Origin of the sequence: Bacillus sp. 196mf (assembly GCF_003217275.1) — a bacterium.
GTDB classification, from domain to species: Bacteria; Bacillota; Bacilli; order Bacillales; family Bacillaceae_G; genus Bacillus_A; species Bacillus_A thuringiensis_S.
The window spans coordinates 498,889-505,992 of the sequence record NZ_QJTG01000002.1 but is presented as its reverse complement, the minus strand read 5'-3'; the positions used below and the strand labels follow the sequence as shown (position 1 = coordinate 505,992).

Here is a 7,104-nt window from a genome sequence, read left to right as displayed (position 1 = left end):
TTAGGTATAGGTTTTAGCATATTTCTTTGTTCAGGAATAAATATAAATCTACTAATCAAAAGAACTACCATCGGTTCTATTTTATGGTTACCTATTTTATATTATTTGATTCAATATAGTTTATCAGAAGTTCAAAAGACACGTATTACTACGATTTTCAATCCCTTTCTTGATGCGCAAGGAAATGGATACCAGCTTGTAAACTCTTTTATTGCCATGGGCTCTGGAGGAATCACTGGTCGTGGATTTGGAAATAACATACAAAAAACAGGTATCTTCCAGAACCACACACTGATTTTATAATGGCAATAGTTTCTGAAGAACTAGGATTTATTGGTGTATTTATTCTATTGGTTGGAGTTTTGACTATAGTACTTCGCTCCTTAAAAATTGCACAATTATGTGTAGATCCATTCGGCAGTTTTATAGCAATTGGTATAGGATGTATGATTGGTATGCAATCAGTTGTAAATTTAGGTGGTATTACGGGACTATTTCCTCTTACAGGTACTCCATTTCCATTTGTAAGTTTTGGTGGAAGTTCTTTAATGGTGAATTTAATAGCAATAGGAATATTGCTTAATATCTCAATTTTCAATAAAATAAAACTTTCTCCTTTTTAAAATCTATTGTACTTTAGTCATTTTTGTTACATTTAGAGAGATTATGCAGGCTTTCATAATGATTTGATTAAACTGTAGATTTATTAATTTTAAACGAACATTTAAAATATTTTATAGCATAGAATAGACAGTATACAGTAGACACCACTAATATCTACTAGGTGAATAAAAAAGAAGGAGAAAATAAATGACTCTAAATATAAATAGAGTATTCCCACGTAATTGGTATGCTGTGAGTTATGTAAAAGATATAAAAAAGATCCCAGTAAAAAAAGAGTTACTGGCAAAGATTTTGTATTATATCGGGATGAAAAAGGCGAAGTTCAGGCTCTATCACCTTACTGCCCTCATCGTGGCGCTGACTTATCACTGGGACAAGTAGTAAATGGTAAACTAGTCTGTCCCTACCATGGTTGGGAATTCGATAGTTGTGGTACTTGTGTAAGAATTCCATCCCAACCCAATAAACCTATCCCGAAATTTGCTCATACCTTCTCATACCCTGTAAGAGAAAAAATTGGGTTGATTTGGATATACCCTGATAGTGAGGAAACTCCACCTGAATGGCAAACTTTTCATGTAATGGAGAACACTCCTTTTAAACTCTCTTTCTTCCACGCCACTTGGAATGCACACCTTACTCGATCAATCGAATCTGTGCTGGATACTGCTCATCTTGCTTATATACATAAAAAAACGATTGGTAGAAAAACAAAAGCCGAATCAACCAATTATAAGCTGGAGGGAACACTGGATCAGTTTATATTCTCAAATGGTGATGCTTACCTTGAATACAAATTCCCACATCAGTGGATGCTTCACAGTGGCAAACAGGAGAATGAGTCATTTATTCCGTATATTACGTTTACACCAATTGATGAAGAAGAGACATTAATTATGGGATATACCGGAAGGACATTTTTAAAGTACTTCCCTTTACTAGACCAAATTTTAGCTAAATTTAGTTTAAGAGTACTAAAAGAGGATCAAATTATTGTAGAAAGTCAACATCCTAGACCTATACCAGAAGCTTTAAAAATGGAGGCCCATGTTCATGCAGATATGGCTCAAATTCAGTTTAGAAAACGTTGGTTTCAGTTTTTACAAAATGGGTCTTGTTTTTCACTTGATTAAAGGCACGTAACGCAGTATTAAATATAGGTGTAGTGATGTTGATAGACGTGGATGCTACCCCATCGCCATCAAGCTAAAATTTTATAGTACCCCCTGAACCCAATTTTGTACTAACTCGTAACAAAAAATCCCTTCAAAAAAAGAAAGGCGCCTATGCACCTTTCTTTTGTAATTCATTCTCACTCTCTTAGCATTCAGAATCCCTTCTGAATCACTTTAATGCATCATTGTACGGACCTAATGACTCTTTAGAAAAGTAATAATTTGTCTCCTTACTTTTCAGTAACATATTTCCTCTTATTATTAAAAATAAGTCGTTTCTACTTAATATTTTTACTATAACTCTAACTAGTGCTAACCAAAGGATCATAATAAGCCAAATATAATTTATTAATCACGTTTAAAGTACATAAGTCTGCACTGATTGAAAATGCAGAACCAGCATTAATATCGTTTAGCGTATTTCTAATCCGCTAACGACTTAAATCACCTTATTTCACTCTCTTCGGTAAAGTTGAGCCTGAATGTTCAATTACTGGATGAACATAAACATTAATGTCAGCATTACTAAAATAATTTTCACCTTGATCCCAATTCTTACTTATTTTCTTCCATTCTTTATAATTATTCCGCTTATATACTTCTCCTAATGCTAATACATCCACCTTATATTTTTTTGAACAAGCTTTATTGATTTTTGAATCCTTTGCTCCATCTCTTTTGAAATATCCTTCGTTAAGCGTTTTTCATCCATAACTTGTTTATAATCGCTAAAATGCAACTCCGCCAAAGTACCCTCGAGAAACAAATAGACGGATGTTTCTTCTCATTTCATGATCACGAATATGTACATCTAGCGTATTCTGTAAAACATTAGAATTCGAGAGTAATTTTTCAGAAAAAATAATCACTTGTATATGCGGAAAAAATAATTCACGACTAATTTTTTTAGCAATAATTCGTATTTGTTCAAATACACTATCTGCTTTTGCACTCACATTAATATAATTATTCCCTGCCCCTTTTCCACCTTGCTGCGCTAACTTACTGGGAAGTACCATCTGATACGTCCCTTTCATAATTGGATTTGATTTCTTTTCCTTAACAATATCGTAAGACGCGCCTACTACAAATCCTCTTTCTTCTATCTCCATTAACTCAGAGCAACCACTGTATTTTTCTGTTTAACTGTTGGGATTCAGCTCATAATGAAACATATTTTTACATAAAAGACTTTCGTATATAAATTTTTCAAATGATTTATTAGCGAATTGTTGACCAATATCACTTTTTTGAGTGAGTAATTTTTTAGATTGATGATGTAATGAATTTTGTTCGTTTCTTTTATGTAAAATATTCTAGTTTTGCATTAGGAAAGAACTGTTTCATATAGGAATAGAGATAATTTTTTATATCCTCTTCTTCTTCTTTTTGATAAATGTATTTTCCGATTCCATATTTCCCCCATTTATACCTTCTTTTCTCTTCATCTAATTCTAATTTTGTCATCGGGTAGTTTTTTTCAATCACTCTCTTAGCTGGCTTTGTAAAACGATGTTGAATAAATTCAAATGTAATATCATCCCGTGCATCAAGAGGTAATTCAGCATTTAGGCGTTCAAACATATGATAGTATCCTTCCTTCCAGCCTTCATGTAGGTAAATAGGAGCTACAATGAAACCAAGAGGATATCCAGCTCTAGCTACTTTTCCTGCTGCCTCAATTCGCTTAGCTAAGGGAGAAGTTCCTGGTTCAAAGTTTTTAATCACATAATCAGCGTTTACACTAAAGCGAAATCTTGTTTTTCCATTATGTTTAGCATCAAGTAAATGATCTACATGGTGGAATTTCGTAACAAATCTCAATTTCCCATATTCAGATTCTCCAAAATGCTCAATGGCCCGTTTAAGGGTATGCGTTAAATAATCGATTCCTACAATATCTGAAGTACACGACGCTTCAAATCTTGTTACTTCAGGTGCACGCTCTTTCATGTATTTATCAGCAGCATCTAAAATTTCTTCAACATTTACATACGTTCGTATATAAGGCTTACTTCCCATCGTTGTTTGTAAATAACAATAATGACAATGTCCCATACATCCCGTTGCAAAAGGAATTGCATACTCTGCTGAAGGCTTGGAAGTATCGAATTTCAGTGTTTTTCTAACACCAACAACCAGCGTGGATTTTGCTACTCGATACTTTTGAAAATCGTTATCCCCTGGCAAATCTCTTACTTGATTATGAGAAGTAGTATGTCGAATTTCAACATCCATCTTTGAAAACTTCTCAAACAGCTCTTTCCCCAAAGGATAATCTAGTGCTTTCGGTTCAAAATATACGAGCTTAGGCATAAATGGCTTATTCATTCTAACATCCCCTCTGAAATATCACCATAATAGTAAGTGTAAGCTTGGTTTGCCTCATCTTCGGTAGCATATATAGCCATCTCATTTGTTAGTGGATAATACGTTTCGTAAAGAAATAGTGCTAATTCATTAGGTCTTTCAGGATTATTTACAACTGCTGCAGCTTGTATGTTAGCTACGTCTTGAGTATGAGGATTTCGGTAAAAAATATAAACAATGTCACCAGCATGATACGTATTACTTTCAGAAGAAAATTCCATTCCATCACCATCTCATTTCATAAAATTCAATGCTCACAGTTTTACTTTCTAATTTCCTTGTAGTGTAACTATTTAATTACATTGATAATGATTACGTCATACAAACATATTTGAAAAATGAATAATAAATGTACTCCCAAAAAGGCAAGCATATATCAATGCTTGCCTTTCGTTCTAACGACGATGTTCAACAAGATCGATTACACCTAAAACGACGTGTGCTAAACCAAAACCAAATACTGTATTTGCAATCATTTTATTAGTTCCACGAGTTTGTTTAAGAGCATAACCTGCTGCTGTCACTGCTGTACCTAAAGCTGTTGGAATTAATCCTTCACGAATGTCCACAGTGATGCCTCCTTGTTTCGCAGTTAGTAAATTTGTTTTAATAACTCTAGGTAAAGTATTAAAACAAGTATTAGTATTTTTCTTTTTAATAAAATTATGTGAAATTTTTATGAATAATATTTTAAATTCATAACAGCTATAAAGATTGAAAAAATTATTAATTAACAAATAAGAAAATATCTTCAAAACGTATTTTCATATGAAAATTTTATACCTCTGACAAAAAAACTTTGCGGAAATTCTCTCCATAAAAAGTGCTCCTAAATTTATATAGGAGCACTTTTTTATGAAACACTATTCTTTATTTGCTTATGAACCACTTTATTATAATAACCATGCTTTACAACCTGCCTAAAATCATCTATCTCGATATCCATTCTTTCCGCAATATCTACAACAATTGTATTTTGTAAAACATTCACCACAAATCCTATTAATTGCAAATTAGGATTTTTACGATATGAAAATTGAACGTAATCCCCAAGTGTTACTTCTTTATTATGCTTCATTTGGCGCCCCCTAAATTATCGATAATTATACAATAGTTTTCCCCTTTTTCACTTCTACATACTGGGTCACCAGTTTATCATTTTAGCCAATTCATCTCCCACCTACTTATTTCGCGTTCCTTGAGGAAGGGGTCTTCTTGGTTAAAATGATAAAAGTTATGCATATAATAAAAAAAGACAAACTCTCCAATGTGAGGAGTTTGTCCAAAACCATGATTTCTTTAGTTTAACAATATAGAATTCAGTTCCGATAAGAATCTTTCTTTTTTCCATATCCCACGATTTTTGCATCGATACTAACAATAGTGGATTAGAATAATGACTTAATACTTGCTAGGACAGTAAGAATACCTATAATAATGACAAATACATTGCTCGATTTCCCTTTGTATTTAGCAAGTACTGATACTTTATGGATTGCATACATTGGTAGTATACATAAGATAGCAGCAACTAGCGGACCGCTAAGGGCATCAATGATTCCAAGAATACTTGGATTTGTATAAGCAACATACCAGCATGTTAATACGACAAAAGTAAGAATCATTGTCTTAACTGTTTTTTCTCCTATATCTTTCCCACGTTTTTTACTGGACTTGATAATCATGTCACGCATTACCTCATACGCTCCTATATAATGACCAAGGAAAGACTTTGTAATAGCCACAAATGCAATGATAGGAGCTGCAATAGTGATTACTGGCGAATTAAGCTCATTAGCAAGATATGATAGGATTGACAAGTTCTGTTCTTTTGCCACCTTAAGATCATTTGGAGTCAAACTTAAGGTACTGCTCCAAACAAAGAACATAACAACTACGAATGTCATAATATAACAAACTTTTTGTATTTGAGCACATTTAGCATCAGTAGCATCTATTCCATACGTAGCTCTCTGTTTCATAACAAATGACGAAATCATAGGCGAATGATTAAACGAGAATACTATGATTGGAAGTATCATCCATATCGTTCCTAAATATCCTGTTCCTGTTGAAGCAGTAGAAACACTTGAAAAACTAAGCATTGACGTATTCCACTGTGGAATCAAAGATATTGCGATAAAAAGGAGAGAAGCTATAAAAGGATACACTAGCATGCTCATGATCTTTACAGTTATATCTTGACCAAAATTTAGTATAGCGATAAGACCGAGTACTAAGACAAGCGATAAAATGGACCTTGGAGGCTCCGACATGTGCAATTGATGCACGATAAAGCTACTAGCGGTATTTGTAAGTGCGACCGAGTACATCAGCACGATCGTATAAATGGAGACAAAATACACAATATTAAAAATGATACTTGCCTTATTTCCAAAATACTCTCTTATTGTACCTGTAATCCCCTCATCGGCAGAGTTCGAAGCGTAAATCATTTTAGCAAGCGCCCTATGTGAATAATACATAACAGGATATGCAAGTATGGTAATTAACAGCAATGATAATAAACCACCTGAACCTGCATTAATCGGTAAAAAGAGTACTCCTGCTCCAATTGCTGTTCCAAAAAGGCTCAATGCCCAGGTAGTATCCTGTTTATGCCACTTTTTAGGGTCTAGATATTGCTCATTTTTTACTGCAGTGTTATCAGCTTGAAATTCTATGTTTTTTGCAGTATTCCCATCCATATAATAATTCCTCCTTGTGTCCTATTCTTAATTTTCTTTTTTTAGATATAGGAATATAGACCGTTCTTGAAAAATGAATAGCTTATATAGTGCGCCACAACGAATATCCCCCTTCTAGGTTAATAAAAATCAAAAAATTAGCGAAGCATCAACCTGAAGGGTTTATTACCACTTATAAAATATTTTAATTATATAGTAGTATATTTTATTGATAACTCCCCCAATAT

5 protein-coding genes and 4 pseudogenes are annotated in these 7,104 nt (G+C 33.4%); 2 read left to right on the top strand and 7 right to left on the bottom strand.

The annotated features are described in order from the left end of the window. Together ATL10_RS06710 and ATL10_RS06705 are read left to right on the top strand one after the other, a co-directional pair. Positions 1–623 (top strand): annotated as a pseudogene (locus ATL10_RS06710) (FtsW/RodA/SpoVE family cell cycle protein); the annotation flags it as partial. Positions 624–810: 187 nt separating this feature from the next. Next, positions 811–1,757, top strand: a pseudogene (locus tag ATL10_RS06705) (Rieske 2Fe-2S domain-containing protein). A 211-nt stretch (positions 1,758–1,968) separates the two neighbouring features. Here ATL10_RS06705 and ATL10_RS06700 read toward each other — a convergent pair. The 7 genes and pseudogenes from ATL10_RS06700 to ATL10_RS06670 all read right to left on the bottom strand — a co-directional run. Beyond that, positions 1,969–2,067: pseudogene (locus ATL10_RS06700) on the bottom strand (HXXEE domain-containing protein); the annotation flags it as partial. A 181-nt stretch (positions 2,068–2,248) separates the two neighbouring features. Continuing rightward, positions 2,249–2,929 (bottom strand): annotated as a pseudogene (locus ATL10_RS31780) (Ger(x)C family spore germination protein); the annotation flags it as partial. Between the two features lie 172 nt (positions 2,930–3,101). Further along, entirely contained in the window at positions 3,102–4,130 is a 1,029-nt protein-coding gene (gene splB / locus ATL10_RS06690; protein WP_001039638.1) for a spore photoproduct lyase, read from the bottom strand. Continuing rightward, positions 4,127–4,390, bottom strand: a complete 264-nt coding sequence (locus tag ATL10_RS06685) for a transcriptional regulator SplA (RefSeq protein ID WP_000396091.1) — start codon at positions 4,388–4,390, stop codon at positions 4,127–4,129. Before ATL10_RS06685 ends, splB begins: the two co-directional genes overlap by 4 nt. Before the next feature lie 174 nt (positions 4,391–4,564). After that, positions 4,565–4,738, bottom strand: coding sequence for a hypothetical protein (locus ATL10_RS06680; RefSeq protein ID WP_000354585.1), 174 nt, complete (start codon positions 4,736–4,738; stop codon positions 4,565–4,567). 284 nt (positions 4,739–5,022) lie between these two features. After that, positions 5,023–5,247 (bottom strand): DUF2187 domain-containing protein, encoded by a 225-nt coding sequence (locus tag ATL10_RS06675; RefSeq protein ID WP_090976639.1) that lies wholly within the window; start codon positions 5,245–5,247, stop codon positions 5,023–5,025. A 310-nt stretch (positions 5,248–5,557) separates the two neighbouring features. Further along, positions 5,558–6,877 (bottom strand): aromatic amino acid transport family protein, encoded by a 1,320-nt coding sequence (locus tag ATL10_RS06670; RefSeq protein ID WP_090976637.1) that lies wholly within the window; start codon positions 6,875–6,877, stop codon positions 5,558–5,560. Positions 6,878–7,104 lie beyond the last annotated feature (227 nt).